This window comes from Duganella rivi, assembly GCF_009857435.1.
In the GTDB taxonomy this organism is placed as follows: domain Bacteria; phylum Pseudomonadota; class Gammaproteobacteria; order Burkholderiales; family Burkholderiaceae_D; genus Rugamonas; species Rugamonas rivi.
Window position 1 is genome coordinate 338,743 of the sequence record NZ_WWCK01000005.1, and the last position, 25,069, is coordinate 363,811.

At 60.8% G+C, this 25,069-nt stretch carries 19 protein-coding genes, 1 other RNA gene and 1 pseudogene; 12 read left to right on the top strand and 9 right to left on the bottom strand.

What is annotated here, in order from left to right; translation table 11 throughout:
- Window positions 1–67: 67 nt before the first annotated feature.
- Window positions 68–1,930: a dihydroxy-acid dehydratase gene (gene ilvD, locus GTP45_RS17685; RefSeq protein ID WP_161015198.1), complete on the bottom strand. Its 1,863-nt coding sequence runs from the start codon at window positions 1,928–1,930 to the stop codon at window positions 68–70.
- A gap of 126 nt (window positions 1,931–2,056) precedes the next feature.
- On the opposite strand from ilvD, the gene GTP45_RS17690 reads away from it, so the two are divergent.
- The 3 genes and pseudogenes from GTP45_RS17690 to GTP45_RS29325 form a co-directional block, all read left to right on the top strand.
- On the top strand, window positions 2,057–2,953 hold the full coding sequence (locus GTP45_RS17690; protein WP_161015199.1) for a LysR substrate-binding domain-containing protein: 897 nt from the start codon (window positions 2,057–2,059) through the stop codon (window positions 2,951–2,953).
- The gene (gene lgt / locus GTP45_RS17695) at window positions 2,947–3,798 is read left to right on the top strand and encodes a prolipoprotein diacylglyceryl transferase (protein ID WP_161015200.1); all 852 of its coding nucleotides are present in this window, start codon (window positions 2,947–2,949) and stop codon (window positions 3,796–3,798) included. The genes GTP45_RS17690 and lgt overlap by 7 nt, the downstream gene beginning before the upstream one ends.
- A gap of 242 nt (window positions 3,799–4,040) precedes the next feature.
- A pseudogene (locus GTP45_RS29325) lies at window positions 4,041–4,205 on the top strand (HEPN domain-containing protein); the annotation flags it as partial.
- Between the two features lie 219 nt (window positions 4,206–4,424).
- On the opposite strand, the gene GTP45_RS17705 reads toward GTP45_RS29325, so the two are convergent.
- The 8 genes from GTP45_RS17705 to GTP45_RS17740 all read right to left on the bottom strand — a co-directional run bounded on the left by GTP45_RS17705 (window position 4,425) and on the right by GTP45_RS17740 (window position 13,386).
- On the bottom strand, window positions 4,425–4,883 hold the full coding sequence (locus tag GTP45_RS17705; protein WP_161015201.1) for an EVE domain-containing protein: 459 nt from the start codon (window positions 4,881–4,883) through the stop codon (window positions 4,425–4,427).
- A 64-nt stretch (window positions 4,884–4,947) separates the two neighbouring features.
- Window positions 4,948–5,128, bottom strand: a non-coding RNA gene (gene ssrS / locus GTP45_RS17710) — 6S RNA.
- A gap of 47 nt (window positions 5,129–5,175) precedes the next feature.
- Window positions 5,176–5,487 carry a cell division protein ZapA gene (locus GTP45_RS17715; RefSeq protein WP_161015202.1) on the bottom strand — a complete coding sequence of 104 codons (312 nt, stop codon included), beginning with the start codon at window positions 5,485–5,487 and terminating at the stop codon, window positions 5,176–5,178.
- Window positions 5,484–5,726 carry a hypothetical protein gene (locus GTP45_RS17720; protein WP_161015203.1) on the bottom strand — a complete coding sequence of 81 codons (243 nt, stop codon included), beginning with the start codon at window positions 5,724–5,726 and terminating at the stop codon, window positions 5,484–5,486. The genes GTP45_RS17715 and GTP45_RS17720 overlap by 4 nt, the downstream gene beginning before the upstream one ends.
- A gap of 70 nt (window positions 5,727–5,796) precedes the next feature.
- The gene (galA, locus tag GTP45_RS17725; RefSeq protein WP_229258516.1) at window positions 5,797–8,616 is read right to left on the bottom strand and encodes a beta-galactosidase GalA; all 2,820 of its coding nucleotides are present in this window, start codon (window positions 8,614–8,616) and stop codon (window positions 5,797–5,799) included.
- A gap of 81 nt (window positions 8,617–8,697) precedes the next feature.
- Window positions 8,698–11,304 (bottom strand): TonB-dependent receptor, encoded by a 2,607-nt coding sequence (locus GTP45_RS17730; protein ID WP_161015204.1) that lies wholly within the window; start codon window positions 11,302–11,304, stop codon window positions 8,698–8,700.
- A 143-nt stretch (window positions 11,305–11,447) separates the two neighbouring features.
- Complete coding sequence (locus GTP45_RS17735) at window positions 11,448–12,410, bottom strand: LysR substrate-binding domain-containing protein (RefSeq protein WP_161015205.1); 963 nt, start codon at window positions 12,408–12,410, stop codon at window positions 11,448–11,450.
- 52 nt (window positions 12,411–12,462) lie between these two features.
- A complete protein-coding gene (locus GTP45_RS17740) occupies window positions 12,463–13,386 on the bottom strand; it encodes an SMP-30/gluconolactonase/LRE family protein (RefSeq protein WP_229258517.1) in 924 nt (307 codons plus the stop codon).
- Window positions 13,387–13,613: 227 nt separating this feature from the next.
- On the opposite strand from GTP45_RS17740, the gene dgoD reads away from it, so the two are divergent.
- The 9 genes from dgoD to GTP45_RS17785 all read left to right on the top strand — a co-directional run bounded on the left by dgoD (window position 13,614) and on the right by GTP45_RS17785 (window position 25,042).
- On the top strand, window positions 13,614–14,762 hold the full coding sequence (gene dgoD / locus GTP45_RS17745) for a galactonate dehydratase (RefSeq protein ID WP_161015206.1): 1,149 nt from the start codon (window positions 13,614–13,616) through the stop codon (window positions 14,760–14,762).
- A 2-nt stretch (window positions 14,763–14,764) separates the two neighbouring features.
- Window positions 14,765–17,320, top strand: coding sequence for a beta-galactosidase (locus GTP45_RS17750; RefSeq protein WP_371874469.1), 2,556 nt, complete (start codon window positions 14,765–14,767; stop codon window positions 17,318–17,320).
- Window positions 17,321–17,349: 29 nt separating this feature from the next.
- On the top strand, window positions 17,350–18,321 hold the full coding sequence (locus GTP45_RS17755) for an arabinose ABC transporter substrate-binding protein (protein ID WP_161015208.1): 972 nt from the start codon (window positions 17,350–17,352) through the stop codon (window positions 18,319–18,321).
- 1 nt (window position 18,322) lies between these two features.
- Window positions 18,323–19,846 carry an L-arabinose ABC transporter ATP-binding protein AraG gene (araG, locus tag GTP45_RS17760; RefSeq protein WP_161015209.1) on the top strand — a complete coding sequence of 508 codons (1,524 nt, stop codon included), beginning with the start codon at window positions 18,323–18,325 and terminating at the stop codon, window positions 19,844–19,846.
- Window positions 19,843–20,823, top strand: a complete 981-nt coding sequence (gene araH, locus GTP45_RS17765; protein WP_161015210.1) for an L-arabinose ABC transporter permease AraH — start codon at window positions 19,843–19,845, stop codon at window positions 20,821–20,823. Before araG ends, araH begins: the two co-directional genes overlap by 4 nt.
- A 16-nt stretch (window positions 20,824–20,839) precedes the next feature.
- Window positions 20,840–21,613, top strand: a complete 774-nt coding sequence (locus GTP45_RS17770; protein WP_161015211.1) for an SDR family oxidoreductase — start codon at window positions 20,840–20,842, stop codon at window positions 21,611–21,613.
- Between the two features lie 189 nt (window positions 21,614–21,802).
- Window positions 21,803–22,093: a co-chaperone GroES gene (groES, locus tag GTP45_RS17775; protein ID WP_161015212.1), complete on the top strand. Its 291-nt coding sequence runs from the start codon at window positions 21,803–21,805 to the stop codon at window positions 22,091–22,093.
- Window positions 22,094–22,139: 46 nt separating this feature from the next.
- Window positions 22,140–23,789 carry a chaperonin GroEL gene (groL, locus tag GTP45_RS17780; RefSeq protein ID WP_161015213.1) on the top strand — a complete coding sequence of 550 codons (1,650 nt, stop codon included), beginning with the start codon at window positions 22,140–22,142 and terminating at the stop codon, window positions 23,787–23,789.
- Between the two features lie 89 nt (window positions 23,790–23,878).
- Window positions 23,879–25,042 carry an MFS transporter gene (locus GTP45_RS17785; protein ID WP_161015214.1) on the top strand — a complete coding sequence of 388 codons (1,164 nt, stop codon included), beginning with the start codon at window positions 23,879–23,881 and terminating at the stop codon, window positions 25,040–25,042.
- The last annotated feature ends 27 nt before the right edge of the window (window positions 25,043–25,069 follow it).

Sequence of the window (25,069 nt, forward strand, 5' to 3'; positions counted from 1 at the left end):
ATGCCAAATTAAACCAGTATAAAACTCTCCAATCCTAACACCGCCCGGCGCCGCGCCGGGCGATGACTCAGCGTTTCAGTTGAGACAGGTCGCGCACCGCGCCGCGGTCGGCGGAAGTGGTCAGCGCGGCGTAGGCTTGCAGCGCCTGCGAGACGTAGCGCTCGCGGTTGACCGGTTTCCACGCATCGGCGCCCTTGGCTTCCATCGCCACGCGCCGCGCCGCCAGCGTTTCATCGCTGATGCGCAGATTGATGGTGCGGTTCGGGATATCGATATCGATCATATCGCCCTCTTCCACCAGGCCGATCGCGCCGCCTTCCGCCGCTTCCGGCGAAGCGTGGCCGATCACCAGCCCCGACGAACCGCCCGAGAAGCGGCCATCGGTGAACAGCGCGCAGGCCTTGCCCAAGCCCTTGGACTTGATGTACGAAGTCGGATACAGCATCTCCTGCATGCCAGGGCCGCCTTTCGGGCCTTCGTAGCGAATGATGACCACATCGCCTTCATGCACGGTGTCGCCGAGGATGGCTTCCACCGCCGCGTCCTGCGATTCAAACACGCGCGCCTTGCCGCTGAATTTGAGGATGCTCTCATCCACGCCAGCCGTCTTCACGATGCAGCCCTTCTCGGCCAGGTTGCCGTACAAGACCGCCAGGCCGCCATCCTTCGAATACGCGTGCTCCAGGTCGCGAATGCAGCCCGCAGCACGATCCAGATCCAGCGATTCATAACGCTCCGACTGCGAGAACGCCACCTGCGTCGGCACGCCGCCCGGCGCGGCGCGGAACAGCTGGTGCACGGCCGGATCGTCGCTGCGCTTGATATCGTTGCGCTCAATCGCCTCGCCCATGGTCGGCGCGTGAATGGTTGGACGCGAGGTATCCAGCAAACCAGCGCGCGCCAATTCGCCCAGAATCGAAATGATGCCGCCAGCGCGGTGCACGTCTTCGATGTGGAACTTGTCCGTCATCGGCGCCACCTTGCACAGGCATGGCACCTTGCGCGAGATGCGGTCGATGTCGGCCATGGTGAAGTCCACGCCCGCTTCGTGCGCTGCGGCCAGCAAGTGCAGCACGGTGTTGGTCGAACCGCCCATCGATACGTCCAGCGCCATCGCGTTCTCCCAGGTCGCCTTGGTGGCGATGGAGCGCGGCAGGATGGAGTAGTCGTCCTGCTCGTAGTGGCGCTTGGCCAGTTCCACGATCAGGCGGCCGGCGCGCAGGAACAGTTGTTCGCGGTCGGCGTGAGTGGCGACGATGGTGCCGTTACCCGGCAGCGACAGGCCCAGCGCTTCGGTCAGGCAGTTCATCGAGTTGGCGGTGAACATGCCGGAGCAGGAACCGCAGGTCGGGCAGGCCGAGCGCTCGATCTCCGCAACGTCGGCATCGCTGACGGTGGCGTCGCCGGCCTTGATCATCGCATCCACCAGATCCAGCTTGATGACTTTCTGGCCGCCGTTGACGACCTTGACCACTTTGCCCGCTTCCATCGGGCCGCCCGACACGAATACCACCGGGATGTTCAGGCGCATGGCAGCCATCAGCATGCCCGGCGTGATCTTGTCGCAGTTGGAGATGCAGACCATCGCATCGGCGCAGTGCGCATTGACCATGTACTCCACCGAGTCGGCGATCAGGTCGCGCGACGGCAGCGAATACAGCATGCCGCCGTGCCCCATGGCGATACCGTCATCGACGGCGATGGTATTGAATTCTTTCGCCACGCCGCCCGCTTTTTCAATCTCGCGCGCGACCAGCTGGCCCAGATCCTTCAGGTGCACGTGACCCGGCACAAACTGCGTAAAGGAGTTGACCACGGCGACGATCGGTTTATCGAAGTCGCCATCTTTCATGCCGGTGGCGCGCCAGAGAGCGCGGGCGCCGGCCATGTTGCGGCCATGGGTGGTGGTGCGGGAACGGTATTGCGGCATGATGTTTCTCCAATGGTAAGGCTAGCCTAAGAGTGTGCGACTACCCTGCCAGCCTGTCAAATATATGATTTCCGCTGCTGTGAGTCGTATAAAATATCACAGCGATTAAATTACATAGTTAACCATATGGAACTGCGACAGCTCCGCTACTTCGTCACCGTGGCCGAAGAGCTCCACTTCGGCAAGGCCGCGCTGCGCCTGCACATGACGCAGCCGCCGCTGTCGCAGACCATCCAGGCGCTGGAAGGAGAACTCGGCGCTCCCCTGTTCGAACGTAACCGGCGCGGCGTGGCGCTGACGCCCGCTGGCGCCGCCCTGCTGCCCGAAGCGCGCCGCATGCTGGCGCAGGCGCAGGAACTGCCACAGCTGGTTCAGCGCGCCGCTGGCGGCGAGGCAGGCCGCCTGACCCTGGCCTTCGTCTCCTCGGCCGATTACAGCGTGCTGCCGCCCTTCCTGCGCGCCTACCGTGCCGCCTACCCGCAAGTGCAGATCACGCTGCAGGAAGCCACCTCCGACCTGCAACTGGACGACCTGCTGCACAACCGCATCGACGCCGGCCTGCTGATCCCGCCGCTGCCCGACAAGGCGCGGCAGGAACTCGACTACCTGCCGGTGCTGAACGAACCGCTGGTGCTGGCCCTGCCCTCCGGCCTGCCCGCGCTGAAGAAGAAGGGCAAGCTGAAACTGGCCGCGCTGCCGCCGCTCCCACTGATCATCTTCCCGCGCGCGATCTCGCCGGCGCTGCACGACGCCATCCTGTCCGTGTTCCGCGACGCCGGCATCACGCCGCAGATCGGGCAGGAAGCGATCCAGATGCAAACCATCGTGAGCCTGGTCTCGGCCGGCATCGGCATGGCGCTGGTGCCGCAGTCCGTCTCCAACCTGATGCGTACCGGGGTAGAATACCGGGCGCTGGCCGACGCCACGCCCTTGGTCGAAACCGGCCTCGCATGGCGGCGCGATAACGCCTCGCCAGTCTTGCACGGCTTTTTGGAACTACTGAGAAAGAACACCTTATGCTGATACACCCGATGCCCGACCCAATCGCCCTGCAACTGGGGCCAGTCGCCATCCACTGGTATGGCCTGATGTACGTGCTGGCCTTTGCGATGTTCATCGCGCTGGGCCGCGTGCGCATCAAGCAGCCGCACATCGCCGCGCAGCAGTGGAAGAAAGAGGATTTGGACGACATGCTTTTCTACGGCATGATGGGCGTGATCATCGGCGGCCGCCTGGGCGAAGTGCTGTTCTACGAGCCGGTCAAATACTTCTCCGACCCGATTGAAATCTTCAAGGTCTGGCATGGCGGCATGTCCTTCCACGGCGGCTTTATCGGCGTGCTGGTGGCGATGTCGCTGTGGGCGCGCAAAGTGGGCCGCAACATCCTCGACGTGTACGACTTCATCGCGCCGCTGGTGCCGCTCGGTTACGCGGCGGGCCGCCTCGGTAACTTCATCAATGCCGAACTGCCGGGCCGCGTGGTCAGCGATCAATCGCTGCCGTGGGCCATGCTGTGGCCTGACATCCGCTACCCGCTGCATCCAGACCCGGTATTCCTGCAAGGCCTGCGCCATCCATCGCCGCTGTACCAGCTGCTGATTGATGGCCTGATCGTGTTTGTGATTTTGTGGCTGTACGCGCGCAAGGAGCGTCCACGTTTGGCGGTCGGTGCGTTCTACACCCTGCTGTATGGCTGCGCGCGATTCTTCACTGAATACTTCCGCACGCCGGATTGGGAAACGACGGTGCTGGGTATGCCGATCACCTCCGGCCAGGTGCTGTCGCTGCCGATGGTCATCGCCGCCATCATCATGCTGGTATGGTCGTACAAGGCGCGCCAGCAAGGCCGCGCCCCAATACGGGGTTGACGTTGCCGTTGATCTTGCCTTGCCGCTGACGGCACTAACCCAACCCGCACACCGCTGCGGCCAGGGTCTGACCCCGTACGGGGTCAGACCCTTTCGTTAGGGGGGGCTTTTCACGATAGCTGTTGAACGCCAACGGGTATTCGCTTGGCTAACCCATCACACTAAATTTCATGGAGAGGCATCATGCACACGAATGGCTTACTCAATGATTTTTCCCTCCGCTCGTTCCGAGAAATAGCTGACTGCGACTACATGCAGCCCGCCTCTCTTCACGCGCAGGTCTAGTTCCCCAGTTTCTTTGGCAAAGTCTACAAGCAATCGAAAAGTACCTGAAATGTATCTTAGTGCTAAATCGCATCAAGGCACCAAAAAGCCACGACATATTTCAGCTACTGAAGTCATTCGAAGAGTCCAATAAATTTGAAGTGCGTCTTTCTAAGCAGACTCGCACTTGGTGTAATGCACAGACGGCGCATGGCGAGTGGGAATTCTCCTTTATCACTTCACCCAGAAATGCTCGACGAAGTGCTAAAGTACGTTTACTTACCCAAGCATGTTATCGCAGCATTCAGAATGCCATCAGACTGCAGCAGATCGTTAAGACGATCAACAACGCGGATAACCTCTTACTTCAAAAGCTTGACGATGGCTTTCCATTGCGCCGGCGTGACCGGCGTGATGGACAGGCGGCTGCCTTTTTGCAGCACTACCATATCTTCCAGCGTGGGGATCGTCCGCATCTCCGCCAGCGACAGCAAGCGCGTTTTCTGCGTGCCTTGCACATCAATCGAAATCCAGCGCGGCTGCTCTTGCGTGGCCTTGGGATCGTAGTATTTGCTCTTGGCGTCGAACTGCGAAGCGTCTGGATAAGGAGTGCTCACTATCTCGGCCAGGCCTGCAATGCCGGGCTCCGGGCAGCTGGAGTGATAGAACAAGACGCCATCGCCAACCTGCATCTGGTCGCGCATGAAATTACGCGCTTGATAATTGCGCACGCCGAACCACGCGGTGGTCTGCTTGGGCGACGCCATGACATCGTCAATACTTACCTCATCCGGCTCGGACTTCATCAACCAGTATTGCATAGCAATTCTCCAGACGAAAAAAAGCGGCTGCGCATTCACATGCTAACAACCGCTTCTTTAAATATAAGGCCCCGCCTGTGCCGTCTTGCCGGCATCCCGAACCTAAAAGGCTCAGGTGGTCACGGTTAGTTCAATTTCGGGTTCATCGGACTAGCGACGCTCTCGCCCATCGAACAAATTTCCACGACCGGTGCAAACAAATGGTTCAAGGAATATATGACAAGTCTCGAACACCGCAGGGTGAAACAGAGTTTACTCTTTTGTGCGCTGCAAAGGAAGGCTGATTTACAAATTAAAACAGCGCTTCTTGCGGCGTGAGTGCGGCATCTAACACCTTGTGCATCGCCGCCATCTTGGTCTGTACTTCCAACATTGACATGTCAGACAACGGCCCTTGCGGCGCTTTCACCGAGAGGAATTCGCCGGCCATGCTCAGTGCGGCCATCACCGCGATGCGGTCGGTGCCCTTGATCTTGCCAGCGTCGCGAATCGCGCTCATTTTACGGTCGACAAAAGCGGCCGCTTTACGCAGCGCCGCTTCTTCGTCTTCCTTGCACGCCAGCTTGTACGGCTGGCCCATAATGGTCACATCCACTTGGATCATCGTGCGTCCTCGTTTTCAGGCAGCGTATCTTCGGTTTCGGCGCTATCGAGGCCCGGGATGGAACCCAGCAAAGCCTCGAGGCGGCCGGAGGCTTCGCCCAGCCGGCGCTGATAGCCCATGTTTTCCGCCACAAGAGCGGCATTGGCCTGGCGCAGTTGTGCATTTTCCCGGCGCAGCGCGGCGGTCATCTCGGCCAACTGGTCGATTTTGTCAGAGAGGTCTTGGAATTCGGAAATCATCCCGCCACTATAGGGAGCGCGCGGGATGCCGTCAACCGAATCACGTGATTGCAACTAACAAGCACACGATTTATTTACTGCTTACCAACAATCCGGGCTCGATCGTCACATGGCCCTCGATGCCGCTGCCCTGTCCCGGCTCGGCTTCGATCAGCACATTGATCTCGCGCTTGCCGGCGCCGGCCGGCAGCGTGACGTCCAGCGGCTCGGCCGCATAGCTGTCCTTCTTGCCGATCAGCTGGCCATTGAGCCAGATCTCTGCCTTGCCCTTGATCGAGGCGAAGCGAATCCGTCCCGTGCCGGTCGCCAGATTTTTACGCGGCGTGAAGCTGGCGCGGTACAGGTGGTACTTGCTGCCCGCAGCGGCGCGCATCGGCGGCGAACCCCAGCCCCAGGTATTCATGTCGAAGCTGGCCAGTTTCTGGTTCGGATCTGGACGCGCATCGCCGTCCGGCGCGATGCGCCAGCTGCGCACAAAGGTCAGCGGCGCGTCGGCGCTTGCCACGTACGGAATCGCTGCGACCTGCTGCACCGGTATCGTCACGCTGGCGGCCTGCAGGCCGGCGGCGCTGGCGTTGATGGTGATCGCGTCCTTGCTGTCGTAGTTGGTCTGCACGATCAACTGTGCGAGGCCGTTGAACAGGCGGCGCGTTGCGCCCTTCTCGTCTTCGTGCGAATTAGGATCGCCGTTGCCATGACCGATGGAGCGCCCGCCACCACTGACGGCAAAGGTCACCTCGTTATCAGCCAGCGGCACCGCGCGGCCCTGCGCATCGAGCGCGCGCACGGTGATCGGCATGGCGTCATGGCCGTCGCCCGCCAGCTTCGCGCGATCCGGGATCAGCTCCAGCTTTACTGGCGCGCCGGTGGTTTCCACCGAGGTGCGCACTACTTCCTTGCCGCCCTTGTAGCCGATGGCTTCCAGCTTGCCCGGCTCGAAAGCGACGTTGAAGTTATTCATGCGGTACGGGTCGACCTTCTGCTCGCCCAGCGCGCGGCCATTCAGCAGCAGCTTGATGGTTTCGACGTTCGCCATCACCATCACGCGCACGTTCTCGCCCTGCTTCCAGTTCCAGTGCGGCGCGATGTGGATCAGCGGCTTGTCCTTGATCCACTGTACCTGGTGGATGTAGTACGCGGTCTTGGCAAAGCCGTTCAAGTCCATGATGCCGAATACCGAGCTAACCGAAGGCCACTCGTTCGGCGTAGGCTCGCCGCGATAATCGAAGCCAGTCCAGACGAAACCACCCGCCACGTAAGGACGCGTATCGATGGCTTCCCATGCATCGCGGTGCGTGTTGCCCCATTGCGCGGCATCGTCGTCGTAGCTGGCAATCAGATTTTTCTCTTTCACCGTCTTATACTCGCCGCGCGTCATGAAGGCAGAGGTGTCCTCGGAACTGGTGAACGGCTTGTTCGGATAGGCCTTGTGATACTTGTCGTAGTCCGGCACCTGGTAATTGGCACCTACCACGTCCACCGCGTGGGACACGTTCAACTCAGTGAGGAAGCCGCCGTTCATGGCGGCGGTGACCGGACGCGTATCATCCAGCGCTTTCACCGCAGCCGACATGCGTCGCACCATCTCGTAACCGACTTCGGTCGCCTGCACCGGTTCTTCATTAAAGACAGACCACAGCACCACACCCGGATGATGGCGGTCGCGCTTGACCATCCACTCCAGCTGCTTCATATAATCCGGCGACGGATTGAAATTGCGGTTCTCGTCCATCACCACGAAGCCCAGGCGATCCACCAGATCCAGCACTTCCGCCGCAGGCGCATTGTGCGAGAATCGAATCGCGTTCACGCCCAGCTCCTTCAAGCGACGCAGACGATACTCCCACACCGAATCAGGCACCGCCACGCCAACACCGGCATGATCTTGGTGGATGCACACGCCTTGCAGCTTGACGTGCACGCCGTTCAGGAAGAAGCCTTGCGCGGCGTCGAAGCGGATGGTGCGGAAACCGGTATGCAGCGAGGTTTCATCCACCGCCTTGCCAGCTTGCAGAACGCGCGTGGTCACGCGATACAGATTGGTTTTCTCAATCGACCACAGGGCGGGATTATTGATCGTTACCGGCAGTTGCACAGCGCTGGTGCCCAGCACACTCACGCGCGCAGGCGCGGTACGCTGCGCGACCTGCTTGCCGGCTGGGTCGTAGACGGTCACTTCCACAATCACATCGCCGGCCGTCTTGCCGCTGTTATTCAGCGTGACTTCGACCGGAATGCTCCACTGTTTATCTTTCACAAGGCGCGGCGTGGCGTGCACGCCGTCCGTCACCACGTGCAGCGGGCTGCGTTTCACCAGCCAGCTATGGCGGTAGATGCCTGCGCCCTCGTACCACCAGCCCTCCATCGCTTCAGCATCAACGCGAATGGCGATGGTGTTCAGCGCATCGCCGTAGCGCAAGTACGGCGTGATGTCAATGTAGCTGGCGTTATAGCCCGACCAATTGCGGTTGACCACATTACCGTTCACCCAAACCGTGGCGTGGGTGGCGATGGCGTCGAACTGCAATTCAAAATGCTTGCCGCGATCCGCAGGATCGACTTTCAGGTAGCGGCGATACCAGCCGATGCCGCGCGGACGATAGCCTTGCGAGACATTCGCTTTCGGATCGAACGGGCCTTCCACCGCCCAGTCGTGCGGCAGGTCGAGGCGGCGCCAGTCCGAGTCGTCGTATTCATTACCGGCAGCGCCGCCGGCGCTACCGGCTTTGGCGTTGCCGTAGGATTCTTCGTGCCCAAGGATAGGCGGCTGCACGATATCGCCCTGGTGGAACAGCCAGCCGCGGTCGAGCGACAAGCGCTCGCGCGGTGCGGCGCTTGCTGTCACACAGGCCAGCATCAGCAGAACAGTAGCAATCAGTCTTATTTTCAAAATCGTCTCCCAAATGGAAAAAAAGCGGAGTAGCGCCATCACGCACCACTCCGCAAGACCACGATAAAGGATTACGCGTGCTTACAGCTTGAAGGTCAGACCCAGGTTAAAGCGGCGGCCGAACTCGGTGACTTCCTGCTGTCCCGGAATGTTGGCGCTAGTGTAGACCGCTTTTTGGTTGGTCAGGTTGTCGATGCCGAAGCGCAGTTGCAGGTTAGGCGTCAGCTGCTTCGACAGGTTCAGGGTCAGGTAGGTCTCGGCTTCGTTCATGATCAGCTGACCAGCGCCCCAGGTTGGGTTGCGGGCAAACTTGCTGTGATAGTTGGCCGACAGGCGCGCTTCGTAGCCTGCTTTCTCGTACCACAGGGTTACGCCGCCGTTGTGCTTCATCAGGCCCTCGATCGGGTACGGATCGTTGACCGGCGTCTGCTCCTTGATATTGCTGGTGGTGTAGGAGTAGCTGCTGAAGATACCTAGGCCATCCCATGGCGCCGGCAGCGAAGTGAATGCCTGCTGATAAACCAGCTCCAGACCGCGAATGTCGCCGCCTTCACCGTTCACCGAGCGGGTGATGGTCGCATTGCGGCCATTCACCACAGTGGTGTCGCTCTCGATAGCGATGTAGCGCGATACTTTCTTGTAGAAGCCACCAGCCGACAGCAGCGAACCTTTGCCGAAGTACCACTGGTAGGACAAATCAACCTGATTCGCCATCATCGGCTTCAGTTCAGGATTACCTGCGCTGCCGGTGACTGGCTGGCTGGTGTCGGTGTTCACGCTCAGATTACGCGAGGAACGCATTTCGTCCAGCGGTGCACGCGACATGGCGCGGGCTACGCCGAAGCGAATCTGGCGTTCCTGCGCTTCATCCAGGTTGAAAATCAAGTTCAGGCTAGGCAGAACTTCGGTGTACGAGGTACCACCTTCGGTCGCAGTTGGCTTGGCGCCGTTAATCGACTGCATGCCGTAGCCGGTTTGCTTGGTGTGCACCAGGCGCACGCCGACGTTACCGCGATAGGTTTTGCCAAACGCTTCGCCATCCAGATCGCCTTGCACGAAGGCCGAGGTGCTGCGCTCCTTGACCTTCCAGCCAGCCAGCGCGTCGTTCTGAATCTGCCAGTCTTCCTGCTTCTGGCCATTCGGATTGAAGGCGTTGCCGCCAAATGCGGAAGCGATGGTGCTGTCCCAGTCTTTCAGGCCGATGAAGGCTGGGTAGCCATCAACGTTGATGGTCTCGTAGGCTGATGCCGGAATCGCCGACGTAGGCTGCAAAGTCCACGTGGTCTGGTGGTAGCTCTTCTCGCGATCGGTCGCGCGTACGCCGACCTTGATGCGGCTGACAACACTGCTGTCGATCGAGCGCGATGCGCTCAGGGCTGCAGCATTCAGCTTGTCCTTCACGTGGCCATCATTGTCGATGTACAGCGATGGTGCGCCGAAGTTGGAGACCTTGCCGCTGTCGATGCCGAAGCTGTAGTTCTGCACTTCGTCGCCCGGGAACGACCAGGTGACAGGCACGCTGCTATTGGCATACTGGCGCAGGTCGCGCCATGCGCTGCCGCGGCGGGCGTGCGAGGACGACAGGTCAGCGTCGATCTTCCACTCGCCGGCATTGAACTTACCGTTCAAGCCACTGGCGGCGACACTGGTGTCCTGCACGTAGATGAAATCATTGTTGATCAAGCTGGCGTTGCTGATGGTGCCGCCGACCACGTAGCCGTTGCGCACATCGAGGTTGCTGTAGTTGGCCGAGTTGCCGCCATCCCAGTTGCCAACGCCGTCAACCCAATGCTGCAGGCCGCGTTCCTTGATCTTCGCTTCCGCGTAGTAGGTGTCGGCGGTAATCTGCACGTCGTTGTTCGGCTTCCACTCGACTTTACCCAGCAAGCTGCCGCGCTTGTCCTTGCCTTGACGTGCTTCGTCCTGGAAGCCCCATGGCAACTTGTCTACTTTGCCGTCGCCAGTGACGTCAACCGAGTTGGTTTCATTGAAGCCCCAGTGGCGCTTGTTCTTCTGAATCGCCGGCTGATCTTGATAGCTGAAGGCCAGCGCGGCGCCAATCGTTTTGTTGGCAAACTGGTCGACATACACGCCGCCGACACGCGGCGCGGTCTTGTCGGCGCCTTGAATATCCTTGGCCAGCGGGTAGTACAGCGCATCTGCGCGCAGCACCACTTGGCGGCCATTGGTCTTCAATGGCGACACGGTTTGCAGGTCGATGGTGGTGGCAATGCCGCCTTCCACCACGTCTGCTTGCTGCGTCTTGTAGACGGTGGCGCCGCTCAGCGACTCCGATGGAAACTGCTCGAAACGCACGGCGCGGTTAGGCTCCGACGATGCCAGCTCGCGGCCGTTCAAGGTCGCGCCGATGAAGCGTGGGCCCATGCCACGCGCTACGATCTGCGATGCGTTGCCGCGATCAAGACCCGACGACAAGCCCGGCAAGCGTGCCAGCGATTCAGCAATGGTGGTATCCGGCAGCTTGCCAATGTCTTCCGACGAGATCACTTCCACGATGCTGTTGGACGCTTCCTTGGCCGCCAGCGCATTGCGCACCGACGCGCGAATACCGGTCACGTTCACTTGCTGGATGTCGCCTGCGGCGGCTTCCTGCGCCAGGACGTCTTGTACGATCAGGGGGGAAGTGAAGAGCGTGGCAATGAGCCAGCTCATTTTTTTGTGTTTCATTGTGCATCTCCAGTGTTTGTATTTGTCCCGTCTCTGGTGAAGATGTGGACGGATAACCGGATGCTAACGAAACACGAATTTACTAACCAATAGCTATTTTAGTTTCGGCCATACCAAGTTCGTATATCAGACAACGTTGCAACTCAAGCAGGTGCGCGATAGTGAGGATAAATGCTGGCTGCGGCGTCGCGCAGCGCGGCGAGCATGGCGTCGGCGCCTGGCGAGAGTTGATGTCGCTTGCGCGTCACAATGCCGAACGAATCCATGCTCACGCCAAGATCGAACGGCAAAGCCTTCAGCAGGCCTGCATCAAGATAGGGCTGCACGGCTTCTGCGGGCAGCGCCACGATCATGTCGTTATTCAGCAGGAGGCTAGCAACGACGGGCATGTCCAGCGTTTCGACGGTTTCTGCGGGCTGCTCCAAACCGTGCGACAGGAATAGCGCAGTCAGACGGTCGCGCAGAATCGAGCCCGCTGGCGGCAGGATCCAGCACTGCTCCATCAAGTCTTCCAGCTTTAAATCGCTGCGCCCAATCAGTGGATGACTGGCGCGCGCGATCAGCAGATGCGGCTCGTCGGTGAGCGGCTCAAAATTCAATTCATCGGCCGCCTCGGTATCGAGGATGCGGCCCACCACCAAATCCAGTTCGCCGCTGCGCAGGCGTTCGACCAGCACTTTGCTGGTCGACATGGTGACGGCTACGTGCACGCGCGCGTGGCGCTCTTTCAGCAGATTGATCGCCTTCGGCACCAAGCCGGTGGCCGGGGCCAAGACCGTGCCGATGCCGACGCGGCCGCGCAGGCCAGACAATAACTCCATCACTTCCTGATGCGCCGCGTCCATCTCCGCCAAGGCCGCACCGGCGCGCCGGATCAGCACCTTGCCATACCAGGTCGGCGACACGCCGCGCGACAAGCGCTCGAACAACTGCACGCCCAGCGCGTGTTCCAGCTCGCCCAATAACTTGGACGCGCCGGGTTGCGTCAGGTTGGCTGCTTGCGCTGCGTGAGCGATGGAGCCGTGCCGGCCGAGTTCGACCAGCAAGACGAGGTGACGGGTTTTCAGGTGGGAACGAACAAAGCGATCCGAGCGGGAATCAGTCATATTGGTGATTGGTTTGATTGCCCATCATAAATGCGGGCCGCACCAGCGTCAATCACCGCCCGGCCCGCGCTGAGCCGCTGGAAGCGCTACCGCCATCACGAAACAAGGCATCGGCGACACCGGGCGTCAGCCCTTTGAGCAAATCCGGCGGCAAGCCGTACAAGCCGCCTTGCGCGCCGAGCACCAGTAGTTGATCTAAGTCCGCACCGCCGAAAGCCACGCTGGCCGCCGCCTCGCGTGCCAGCGCAATCTGCTGTAACACTTGGCCGTCGCGGTCGTATTGCACCAGCACGCCGCCCTGCACGCTCCACAGATTGCCTGCGCGGTCAAAAATCGCCGCGCCGGCGCCCTGCTCCAATAGCTCTGAAAACGGTTTCACATTGCTGACCTTGGCTCGCTCCGGGTCGTAATCGCATTGCAGGATGGCGCCGCGCACGGCATCGGCAAACACCATGCGGCGTCCGTCCGGGCTGAAGGCAATGCTGGTGGCGCGCGCCACCGCCGGCAGCGCCAGCCGGCGCAGGCCATAGCGCGACGAGTACTGGTAAAAGCTGCCGATCGGGCGCCGGTCTTGCCCGGTATTGGCGGTGCCGAACACGAAATTGCCGGCGCGGTCGGTACAGCCATCGCTAATATTGGTGCGCGGCTCGGCGGCGTCGATCGTGACCAAAACTTGCGCCTGCAACGGCCGGTTCGGCTGCCCCTGCTGCGGCAATTCCACCATGCCGAGGCGCTTGCCCAGCCCCAGCAGCACGCGTCCGGAACTGGCGCAGGCCATCGCGCAGGCGCTTTCCAGCATGCGCACGCCGCTCGGCATGACCGGTGGCGCCGGCCATGCATACAGCTGGCTGCCGGCCGGATCCGGCCAGCGCCAGCATTGCGCGGCCGCGTCCCAGCGCAGCGCGCAGCCGGCCTGCCCGACCCGGAGTAACATAACGCCGGGAGTGGAAGCGACGGTGGTACTGGCGGAATTCATGCGGGCGGTCCTGGCGGGCGATTTTTGACGGATCTAGTCTAAGCGAGCATGGTGCACCGCAGCTATGAATAAAGCGCTTCCAGCCATGACGATATCAGATAGCTGGGATAGCCATTCAGCTATCCGATATTGATATGGCTCCCTGCGAATTAATCATATTTCCAGTCTAGCGACCGGGCTTAGACTGAGCGCTGTTCCCTGAACCATCCTCACCCTGATCCGATCCTATGAAAATCATCAAACTGACGACCTACCGTGTTCCACCGCGCTGGATGCTGCTCAAAATCGAAACCGATGAAGGCGTCGTCGGCTGGGGTGAACCGGTCATCGAAGGCCGCGCTCGCACCGTAGAGACAGCGGTGCAGGAAATGGAACCCTATTTGATCGGCCAAGACCCATCGCGCATCAACGACTTGTGGCAGACCATGTACCGCGCTGGCTTCTATCGCGGCGGCGCGATCCTGATGAGCGCCATCGCCGGTATCGACCAGGCGCTGTGGGATATCAAGGGCAAGGTGCTGGGCAAGCCGGTGTACGAGCTGCTGGGCGGCTTGGTGCGCGACCGCATGAAGATGTATAGCTGGGTGGGCGGCGACCGTCCTTCCGACATCATCGAACAAATCCGCACGCTGCAAAAAGGCGGCTTCAATACCTTCAAGATGAACGGCACCGAGGAACTGGGCATGCTGGATACCTCGGCCAAGGTCGATGAAGCTGTGCGCCGCGTGGCCGAGATCCGCGAAGCGTTCGGCACCACCATCGAATTCGGCCTGGACTTCCACGGCCGCGTGGCTGCGCCGATGGCGAAAACCCTGCTGCGCGAACTGGAACAATTCCGCCCGCTGTTCGTGGAAGAACCGGTGCTTGCCGAGCAGGCAGAATACTACCCGCGCCTGGCCGAGATGACGTCCATCCCGCTGGCTGCTGGTGAGCGCATGTACTCGCGCTTCGAGTTCAAGAACGTGTTTGCGGCTGGCGGCCTGTCGATTGTGCAGCCGGATTTGTCGCACGCCGGCGGTATCACCGAGTGCCTGAAGATCGCCTCGATGGCCGAAGCCTACGACATCACGCTGGCGCCGCACTGCCCGCTGGGCCCAGTGGCGCTGGCCTCGTGCCTGCAAGTGGACTTCGTGTCGTACAACGCCGTGCTGCAAGAGCAGAGCATGGGCATCCACTACAACAAGGGCGGCGAACTGCTGGACTACGTCGTCAACAAGGAAGACTTCAAGATCGTCGACGGCTACTGCAACCCGCTGCCGAAACCAGGCCTCGGCGTGGTGGTGGACGAAGAGCGCGTGATCGAAGCGAGCAAGAATGCACCTGACTGGCGCAATCCGGTCTGGCGTCACGAAGACGGCAGCGTCGCAGAATGGTGATCGTGCCGCGCCGCCTCCGCACTTGCGCGGCCTTGATTGCAGGTGTGCTGGCGGCTAGCGCCGCCGGTGCAGCCACTTTGTCGATCGACGCCAGCGCCCCTACCCCCGCCCCGCTGAAAGCTGCGCTGCGTCTTGGCAGCGCTGTCGCCCCCAATGGCGACACGCTTGGCGCCAACGCCCGCTACCTCACCCGCAACGGCGCGCCATGGCTGCCGGTGATGGGCGAGTTCCATTACAGCCGCACGCCGGCCTCGCAATGGGAGGCGGAGCTGCGCAAGATGAAGGCGGCCGGCATCGACATCGTTGCCAGCTATGTGATGTGGAATCATCACGAGGAAGTGGAAGGTAAGTTCGACTGGTCTGGCAATCGCGATCTGCGCCGCTTTATTCAGCTGGCGGCCAAGGCCGGTTTGGATGTGGTGGTGCGCGTCGGCCCGTGGGCGCATGCAGAAGTGCGTTATGGCGGCATCCCGGATTGGGTGGTCAACGCCATGCCTAGCCGCTCCAACGATCCGCAGTACATGATGTTGGTCGAGCGCCTGTATGGCCAGATCGGCCAGCAGCTGAAAGGCCAGCTGTGGAAAGACGGCGGCCGCGTGATCGGCATTCAGCTTGAAAATGAATACAACATCGACGGCCCCGGCAAAGGCGCGGCACACATCGCCGCGCTGAAAAAGCTGGCGCAGAAGGCGGGCATGGATGTGCCTTATTACACCGTCACTGGTTGGGACGGTACGATTTATCCGACCGGCGAAGTGACGCCGGTATTCGGCGGTTATCCCGATGAGCCCTGGGGCGTGAGCACCAAGGAGCTACCGCCGAAAGAGACGTACGCCTTCCGCTTCGACACGCGCGTGAGCGGCGACCTTGGCGCGCAGACTGCGGCCCATGCGCCCGGCACTGCGGAAACTGATAAAGAGGTGACGCCGTTCCTTGGCGCCGAATACGGCGCTGGTTTGCCGTTCATGTATCGCCGCCGCACGGTGGTATCGGCCGACGATATCGCGTCCATGCTGCCGGTGCAGCTGGGTTCCGGCGTGAATCTGATGGGTTATTACATGTTCCATGGCGGCCGCAATCCGCTGGGCCTCGGTGGCACCGGTCTCGAGGAAAGCACGCTCAGTGGCGGCTACAACGACACCACCATGATCAGCTACGACTTCCAGGCGCCGCTTGGCCCGGATGGTCAGCAGCGCAAGGTGCTGGAGAAGCTGCGTCCATTCCACTTGTTCCTGCACGATTTCGGTTCGCGTCTCGCGCCGATGACGGTGCGCAAGCCGGATGTGTCGCCAGCCAAGCCGGATGACTTGGCGACTGCGCGCTTTGCCGTGCGCAGCGAGGGAGATCGCGGTTTCCTGTTCGTGAACAACCACGTTCGCCAGTATCCGATGGCGGCGCAAAAGGCGACGCAGTTCGCGGTCAAGCTGCAAGGCCAGAGCATTACGCTGCCAAGCAAGCCTGTTGATATCGCCGATGGCGCATACTTCATCTGGCCGTTGAATCTGGATTTGGACGGCACCAACCTGCACTACGCCACCGCGCAGCCATTGACGCTGCTGGATCAAGGCAAGGCAGGCGTGGTCGCCGTATTCGCCGCCAGCGCCAACGTGCCAGTCGAGCTGTCGTTCGACGCCAACGCGAAGATCACCGCGGCAGGCGCGCAGATCGCAACAGCGGGCGGCAAGACACTGGTCACCGGTGTGCAGCCTGGCGCCGGCGCAGCGGTCACCGTGCAGCGCGACGGCAAGCGTCCACTAACCATCGTCGTGCTGACCGCAGAACAATCGCAGCAACTGAGCGTGGTGCAGTTGGCCGGCCAGCGCCGCCTGCTGCTCAGCGCCGACCAAGCCTACGTAGACGGCAACGCGCTGCAAATGCGCTCCGTCGGCGACAGCAAATTCCGCTTCGCCGTCTACCCAGCGCTGACCACCACGCCGAAAGCGACAACCACCGCCGCCGCTTGGAGCGCGGCCGCACCGCGCAGCGCCGCCGCTGTGCCGAGCAACGCTGGTGCAAATGCCGCTGGCGATGCACCCGCAGCCACCGTCGCCGTCCGCGCAGCTGGTAGCGATGGCATCTTCCAAGCTTTCGAAGCATCGCTTCCTGCAAGTGAAGTAAAAGCCAGCATCACGCAAACGCGCACGGCACAGCAAGCCGCAGCTATCGTCATCGGCGGCACCGCCAAAGCCGCGATCCAGCCGCTGCCGGAAAACTTCAAAGCCGCCGCTGCATGGCAAATCAACGTCCCGCGCGAACAGCTGAAAGGCCTCGACGACGCCCTGTTGCAAATCGATTTTGTCGGCGACATCGGACGCCTGTACTCCGGCACCCGCCTGCTGGACGACTGGTACTACAGCGGCTACCAATGGCAAATCGGCCTGCGCCAGCAAGCCGCCCTGCTCGACCAGCCATTGACCGTCTCCGTGCTACCGTTACGCGCCGACGCACCAATCTACCTGCCCAAAGAGGCACGCCCGAACTTCGGCAACGAACAACAGTTAGCAACCGTGCGCGGCGTAACCGTGATCCCGGTGTATCAATTACGTATCACCCCATAAAAATATGCATACCAAATTGGAGACTCACCATGAAACGTACCTTGCTAGCAGTTGCGGCGCTTTGCGCCGTGACCTTCGCCCACGCTGCTGATCCGGTCAAAATCGGCTTCCTCGTCAAACAGGCGGAGGAGCCGTGGTTTCAAGATGAATGGCGCTATGCCGAAGTAGCGGCCAAAGAAAAAGGCTTCGCGCTGGTGAAGATCGGCATTCCCAACGGCGAAAAAACCATGGCCGCTATCGACAACCTTGCCGCGCAAAAGGCGCAAGGCTTCGTCATCTGCGCGCCCGACGTCAAATTGGGCAAGGCGATTGAGCGCGCCGCCAAACGCAATAACCTGAAGGTCGTCTCGGTTGACGACCGCTTGGTGGACGGCAGCGGCAAGCCGATTGAATCGATCCCCCACATGGGCATCTCCGGTTACGCCATCGGCAAACAAGTCGGCGAAGGCATCGTCGCCGAAATCAAAGCACGCAAATGGAATATGGCCGACGTGGGCGCGATACGCGTCGCCTACGACCAGCTGCCGACCGCCAAAGAACGCACCACCGGCGCCATCGATGCACTAAAAGCCGCCGGCTTCCCGGCCGCGAACATCATCGACGCGCCGCAAGCCAAGACCGACACCGAGAACGCCTTCAACGCCGCCAACATCGCGCTGACCAAGAACGCCAAGTTCAAACACTGGGTGGCAGTGGGCTTGAACGATGAAGCGGTACTCGGCGCGGTACGCGCCGCAGAAGGACGCGGCATCAAGGCTGACAACATGATCGGCATCGGCATCGGCGGCGCCAAGGCAGCTGAGAGTGAATTGAGCAAACCCGCTGCTACCGCTTTCTTTGGCTCGGTGATGATCAGCGCGAAAGAGCATGGCTATCAAACCTCCGTCAATCTGGTCAACTGGATCAACGGCAAAGGCACGCCGCCAGCGGAAATCCTCACGAAAGGTATGCTAATGACCCGCGCCAATCAGGCCGAGGTTCGAAAAGCGATGGGCCAGTGAGATGGCCGCATATTTAGAATTTGAGGAGGTCTGCAAATTCTTCCCCGGCGTGAAAGCGCTGAATGGCGTGAGCTTTTCCGCTCACGCCGGGCAGGTGCACGGACTGCTGGGCGAGAACGGTGCAGGTAAATCGACGCTGTTGAAAATCCTCGGCGGGCAGTACAAGCCGGATGGCGGGCGCCTGCTGGTTGATGGCAAGGAGCGCCACTTCCACAGCGCCAAGGATGCGATAGGCGCCGGCATCGCCATCATTCATCAAGAACTTCAATATGTGCCTGAGCTGACGGTGGCGGAGAATGTGCTGCTGGGGCGCATGCCTACCCGCTTCGGCTTCCTGGATAAGAAGCGCGCGCATCGCATCGTCGCCGAGAAGCTGGCGGCGATTGGCGTTGATCTGTCGCCGTCCGCCAAGCTGGCCGACCTCTCGATTGCGCAGCGGCAGATGGTGGAGATTTGCAAAGCCATCATGCAGGATGCGCAGGTAATCGCTTTCGACGAACCTACTTCCTCTTTGTCGCACCGCGAAACCGAGATCCTGTTCCACCTCGTGAAAGAGCTGCGTGCCGATGGCCGTACGCTGATTTACATCTCGCATCGGCTTGAAGAACTGTATGAGCTGTGCGACGCCTGCACCATCTTCCGCGATGGGCGCAAGATCGTTACGCATGATGTGATGGCGGATGTTCCGCGTGATCGCTTAATCAGCGATATGGTGGGCCGGGAGCTTTCGGATATTTACGACTACCGCGAACGCAAGCACGGCATGGCGCGTTTGCAGGTGCAAGGGCTCAATGGCAAGCACGTAAAAGGCCCACTGAGTTTTGAGGTGCATGGCGGTGAGGTGCTCGGCTTCTTTGGTTTGGTCGGCGCGGGACGCAGTGAATTAATGCGCTTGCTGTACAACGCTGATGCGCGCAGTGCGGGCACAGTGCTGCTGGATGGTGAGCCTGTCGCCACTGGCGGTCCTGCTGATGCGATTGCGGCTGGCATCGTGCTGTGCCCGGAGGATCGCAAGGAGCAAGGCATCCTCGCTACGGCATCGGTAGCCGAGAACATTAACATCAGCGTGCGTCGCAACGATTTGCGCGGTGGGCTGTTCCTGCGGCATAAGCAGGAGGCGGCGCTGGCCGATGAATTCATCGCGCGCTTGAAGATCAAGACGCCGAATCGCCAGCAGGAGATACGCTTGCTTTCGGGCGGCAATCAGCAGAAGGTGATTCTGGCGCGATGGCTGGCGGAGCCGGGATTGAAGGTGCTGATACTCGATGAGCCGACGCGCGGCATTGATGTCGGCGCGAAGAACGATATCTATCGGATCATTCACGAAGTGGCGGAGCGCGGCTGCTGTGTGATCGTGATTTCGAGCGAGCTGCCGGAAGTGCTGGGCATCTCGGATCGCGTGATCGTCATGCGCGAAGGCGCCATCAGCGGCGAACTCCCGCGCTCCCGCGCCAACGAAACCGAAGTCCTGCACCTCGCCCTCCCCGACGTGGCAGCACCACAACCTACACGGAGCATCGCATGAGTGTCTCGGAAATGAATCCCTCTGCTGCGGCCTCGCCGCTGATCTCGCGCCAGTGGCTGTCGGAATACAGCATGCCGCTGGCCTACGTCTTCCTGTTCGCCATCCTGTCGGCCACGGTGGAGAACTTTTTCTCGCTGACGAACGTGATCGGCTTGATGCTGTCAGTCGCACAAATCGGCATGGTCGCCTGCACCATGATGCTGTGCCTTGCCTCGCGCGACTTTGACCTCTCGGTCGGCTCCACCATCGCCTTTGCCGGCGTGCTCGGTGCGATCGTGCTGGAACACAGCGGCAGCGTCGCACTGGCCGTCGCAGCGGGCCTCGGCGCCGGCGCACTAATCGGCGCACTAAACGGCGTATTGATCGCTTACCTGCGCGTGAACGCCCTGATCGCGACGCTGGCCACCATGCTGATGGTACGCGGCCTTGCCTTCATCGTCTCCAAGGGCCAAGCCGTCGGCATCAACGACGACAGCTTCATCGACTTCGGCGACACCCGCATCTTCGGCCTGCCGCTGCCGGTGCTGGTGGCCGGCGCCTGCTTCATCGTGTTCGGCATCCTGCTCAACCAGACCGTCTTTGGCCGCAACACCCTCGCTATCGGCGGCAACCCGGAAGCGGCGCGTCTGGCCGGCGTGCGCGTAGAACGCCTGCGCGTCTGGATCTTCCTGCTGCAAGGGCTCGTGACCGCGATGGCAGGCCTGATCCTGGCCTCGCGCATCACCAGCGGCCAGCCGAATGCAGCGCAAGGCTTTGAACTGGATGTGATTTCCGCCTGCGTGCTGGGCGGCGTCTCGCTGCAAGGCGGCAAAGCGCGCATCTTTGGCGTGCTGATTGGCGTACTAATTATGGGCACCGTGGAAAACGTCATGAACCTGCTCGACGTCGACGCCTTCTACCAATACCTGATGCGCGGCGTGATCCTGCTGCTGGCCGTCTTGCTCGATCAACTGAAAACCCGCGGCGAACGCCGTTAAAACCGTAGGAGTAGTAATGTCTGAACGCCTGAAAGGCAAAGTCGCCATCGTTACCGGATCCACTCAAGGCATCGGCCTCGCCATCGCGCGGCGCTTCGCCGCAGAAGGTGCGATGGTCACCCTCAACAGCCACCGCGACGACGACGCGGCGCGCGAGATCACTAAAGAACTGGGCCCCGAGTGCAGCCTGTTCGTGCATGCCGACGTGGCCGACCGCGACGCCATGGAAGCACTGGCCGCGCGCACCATCGAGCGTTTCGGCAAAGTGGATATCCTCATCAACAACGCCGGCATGAACGTGTTCGACGACCCGCTGGCGCTGAGCGAAGAGGACTGGAAGCGCTGCTTCGCTGTTGACCTGGAAGGCGCATGGAACGGCGCGCGCGCGGTGCTGCCATCGATGCTGGCGCAAGGCGTGGGCAGCATCGTCAACATCGCCTCCGTGCACGGTCACAAAATCATTCCCGGCTGCTTCCCCTACCCGGTGGCCAAGCACGCACTGATCGGCATGACGCGCGCACTGGGCCTGGAATACGCAGCGCGCGGCATCCGCGTCAACTCCATCTCGCCGGGCCTGATCGTCACCGACATGATCGAACGCCACTTCGCCGCCTGTTCCGATCCCGAAGCCGAACGCGCACGCCAAGCCGCGCTGCTGCCGTGCAAACGCCTCGGCAAACCGGAAGAAGTGGCCGCCACCGCCCTATTCCTCGCCAGCGACGAAGCCCCCTTCATCAACGCGACCGACATCCTGATCGACGGCGGCCGCTCACAGCTCTACCACGAGTAATATTTACATTTTTGCACGTCGAACGCGTTTTTTTTGCCCTTCGGCGTACCTTTTTTGTTCCTTCGCAAAGTGTTTGCCTTGAAATGCCCCAAGGTCGTCCCTATAATTGGCACTCGTTAGGGAAGAGTGCTAACAGCACACCCAACTACCAACATTTTGCACCATTGTTAAAAAATTAAGGAGTTTTGTATGAACCTTCGCCCTTTGAACGATCGCGTAATCGTCAAACGCCTCGACCAGGAAACCAAAACTGCGTCCGGCCTGATCATCCCTGATGCGGCTGCTGAAAAACCAGATCAAGGCGAAGTCCTGGCTGTTGGCAATGGCAAGATCCTGGACGACGGCAAAGTACGTCCGCTGGATGTCAAAGTAGGCGACCGCGTTCTGTTCGGCAAATACGCCGGTCAAACCGTCAAGATCGACGGCCAGGAACTGATGGTCATGCGCGAAGAAGACATCATGGCGATCGTCACCAAGTAATGCTTGGCTGAACTGATCCCACCTAACACCTCAAGGAGCAATAAACATGGCAGCTAAAGAAGTAATCTTCGGCGACGCAGCGCGCGCCAAAATGGTTGAAGGCGTTAACGTCCTGGCCAATGCAGTTAAAGTCACCCTGGGCCCGAAAGGCCGCAACGTTGTGCTGGAACGCTCGTTCGGCGCCCCTACCGTCACCAAGGACGGCGTATCCGTTGCTAAAGAAGTCGAACTGAAAGACAAGCTGCAAAACATGGGCGCGCAAATGGTGAAGGAAGTGGCTTCCCGCACCAGCGACAACGCCGGCGACGGCACCACCACCGCGACCGTGCTGGCACAAGCCATCGTGCGCGAAGGTATGAAGTTCGTTGCCGCCGGCATGAACCCGATGGACCTGAAACGCGGCATCGACAAAGCTGTTGCTGCAACCGTTGAGCAGATCGCTGCCATCGCCCGTCCATGCACCACCACCAAAGAAATCGCCCAAGTTGGTTCGATCTCGGCGAACTCGGATTCGTCGATCGGCGAGCGCATCGCTGAAGCGATGGAAAAAGTCGGCAAAGAAGGCGTCATCACCGTGGAAGACGGCAAGTCGCTGAACGACGAGCTGGACATCGTTGAAGGTATGCAGTTCGACCGCGGCTACCTGTCGCCATACTTCATCAACAACCAGGACAAGCAAGTTGCCGCCCTGGACAACCCATTCGTCCTGCTGTGCGACAAGAAAATCTCGAACATCCGTGACCTGCTGCCTATCCTGGAACAGATCGCCAAGTCGGGCCGTCCACTGCTGATCATCGCTGAAGACATCGAAGGCGAAGCACTGGCAACCCTGGTAGTGAACAACATCCGCGGCATCCTGAAAACCGTTGCTGTGAAAGCCCCAGGCTTCGGCGACCGTCGTAAAGCCATGCTGGAAGACATCGCTATCCTGACCGGCGGCCAAGTGGTTGCTGAAGAAGTTGGCCTGACCCTGGAAAAAGTCACCCTGGAAGAACTGGGCCAAGCCAAGCGTATCGAAGTCGGCAAAGAAAACACCATCGTTATCGACGGTGCTGGCCAAGCTGCTGCGATCGAAGCCCGCGTCAAGCAAATCCGCGTGCAAATCGAAGAAGCAACCTCGGACTACGACCGCGAAAAACTGCAAGAGCGCGTTGCCAAGCTGGCAGGCGGCGTTGCAGTGATCAAGGTTGGCGCTGCAACCGAAGTTGAAATGAAAGAGAAGAAAGCACGTGTTGAAGATGCACTGCACGCAACCCGCGCTGCTGTGGAAGAAGGCATCGTGCCAGGCGGCGGCGTTGCCCTGCTGCGCGCCCGCGCTCAAGTACAAGGTCTGAAAGGCGACAACGCCGATCAGGACGCTGGTATCAAGATCGTGCTGCGTGCAATGGAAGAGCCACTGCGCATGATCGTGCAAAACGCTGGCGAAGAATCGTCGGTAGTGGTTGCTGCTGTTCTGGCTGGCTCGGGTAACTACGGTTACAACGCTGCCAACGGCACCTACGGCGACATGGTAGAAATGGGCGTGCTGGACCCAGCTAAAGTAACCCGTTCGGCTCTGCAAAACGCAGCCTCGATCGCTGGCCTGATGCTGACCACCGACTGCATGGTTGCTGAAGTCACCGAAGACAAACCAGCCGGCGGCATGGGCGGTATGGGTGGCATGGGCGGTATGGGCGGCATGGACGGCATGATGTAATTCTGCCGGCCGGCTAACGTAGCCAGCTCTCTCAAAAGCCCGCAAGGCCTCGGCCGCGCGGGCTTTTTTACGTCTGTTACACTGGCGGGATGCCTAACGCCCGCCGCCGCTCCCTCATCGCCGCCAGCACCGCGCACGCCGTGCATGACGGCCTCACTGATCTCATCTACGTTTTACTGCCGATCTGGCAGGCCCAATTCGCCATCAGCTACGCGATGATAGGCTTGCTGCGCGCTGCGTATTCGGGCGTGATGGCGAGCTTCCAATTGCTGGCCAGCCGACTGGCGCGCCGCTTTGGGCGCGAGCGCTTGCTGATTGGCGGCACGGCACTGGCAGGAGTGGCTTATCTGATTGCCGGTCAAGCCGGGGGCTTGGCGACCTTGATGATTGCGCTGATGCTGGGCGGCCTCGGCGCCAGCACGCAGCATCCGCTGGCCTCCTCGCTGGTCACGGATACGCACGAAGCAGGCGGTGGCGTGAAAGAAGCGCTGGCGCAGTACAACTTTGCCGGCGACATCGGCAAGACCTTGATTCCAGGTGCGGTCGGCTTGCTGCTGGTGGTGGTCAGCTGGCAAACCAGCGTCACCATGATCGGTGTGCTTGGCCTCACGGCAGCGGTGCTGTTGTGGTGGTTGATTCCGTCTGCGCCGCCGGCGTCGCATGCCGAGCGCGCGGCCAAGGCGGCCAACGGCAGCGGCGCGCATCGCGGCTCGGCGAGCGGCTTGCGCGCACTGCTGGCAACCGGCACACTGGACAGCACGGTGCGCATGGGCTTTCTCACCTTCCTGCCGTTTCTGCTGAAGAGCAAAGGTGCGGGTACGGCGGGCATTGGCATCGCGCTGTCGCTGCTGTTTGTCGGCGGCGCGTTTGGCAAACTGTTCTGCGGCTACCTCGGCGCGCGCATCGGCATGATGAAGACGGTGTGGGTGACCGAGTCCATGACCTCGGTGCTGGTGGCCTTGGCCGTGTGGCTGCCGCTGGCTGGCGTGATGGCGATGCTGCCGTTAATGGGCCTGGCGCTCAACGGCACTTCGTCGGTACTGTACGGCGTGGTGCCGGAACTGGCCGCACCGGGCAAGCGCGAGCAAGCGTTTGCCTGGTTCTACACCGGCACCATCGGCGCCGGTGCATTGTCGCCGGTGATATTCGGCAAGCTGGGCGACGTGATGGGCGTATCGGTAGCCTTGCTGTCGCTGGCCGTGATCGTGCTGTTCACGCTACCGCTAGCGGGGCGCGTCCAAAAATCGCTCTGAGCTAGAATCGGCTGCACAACTTCTTAG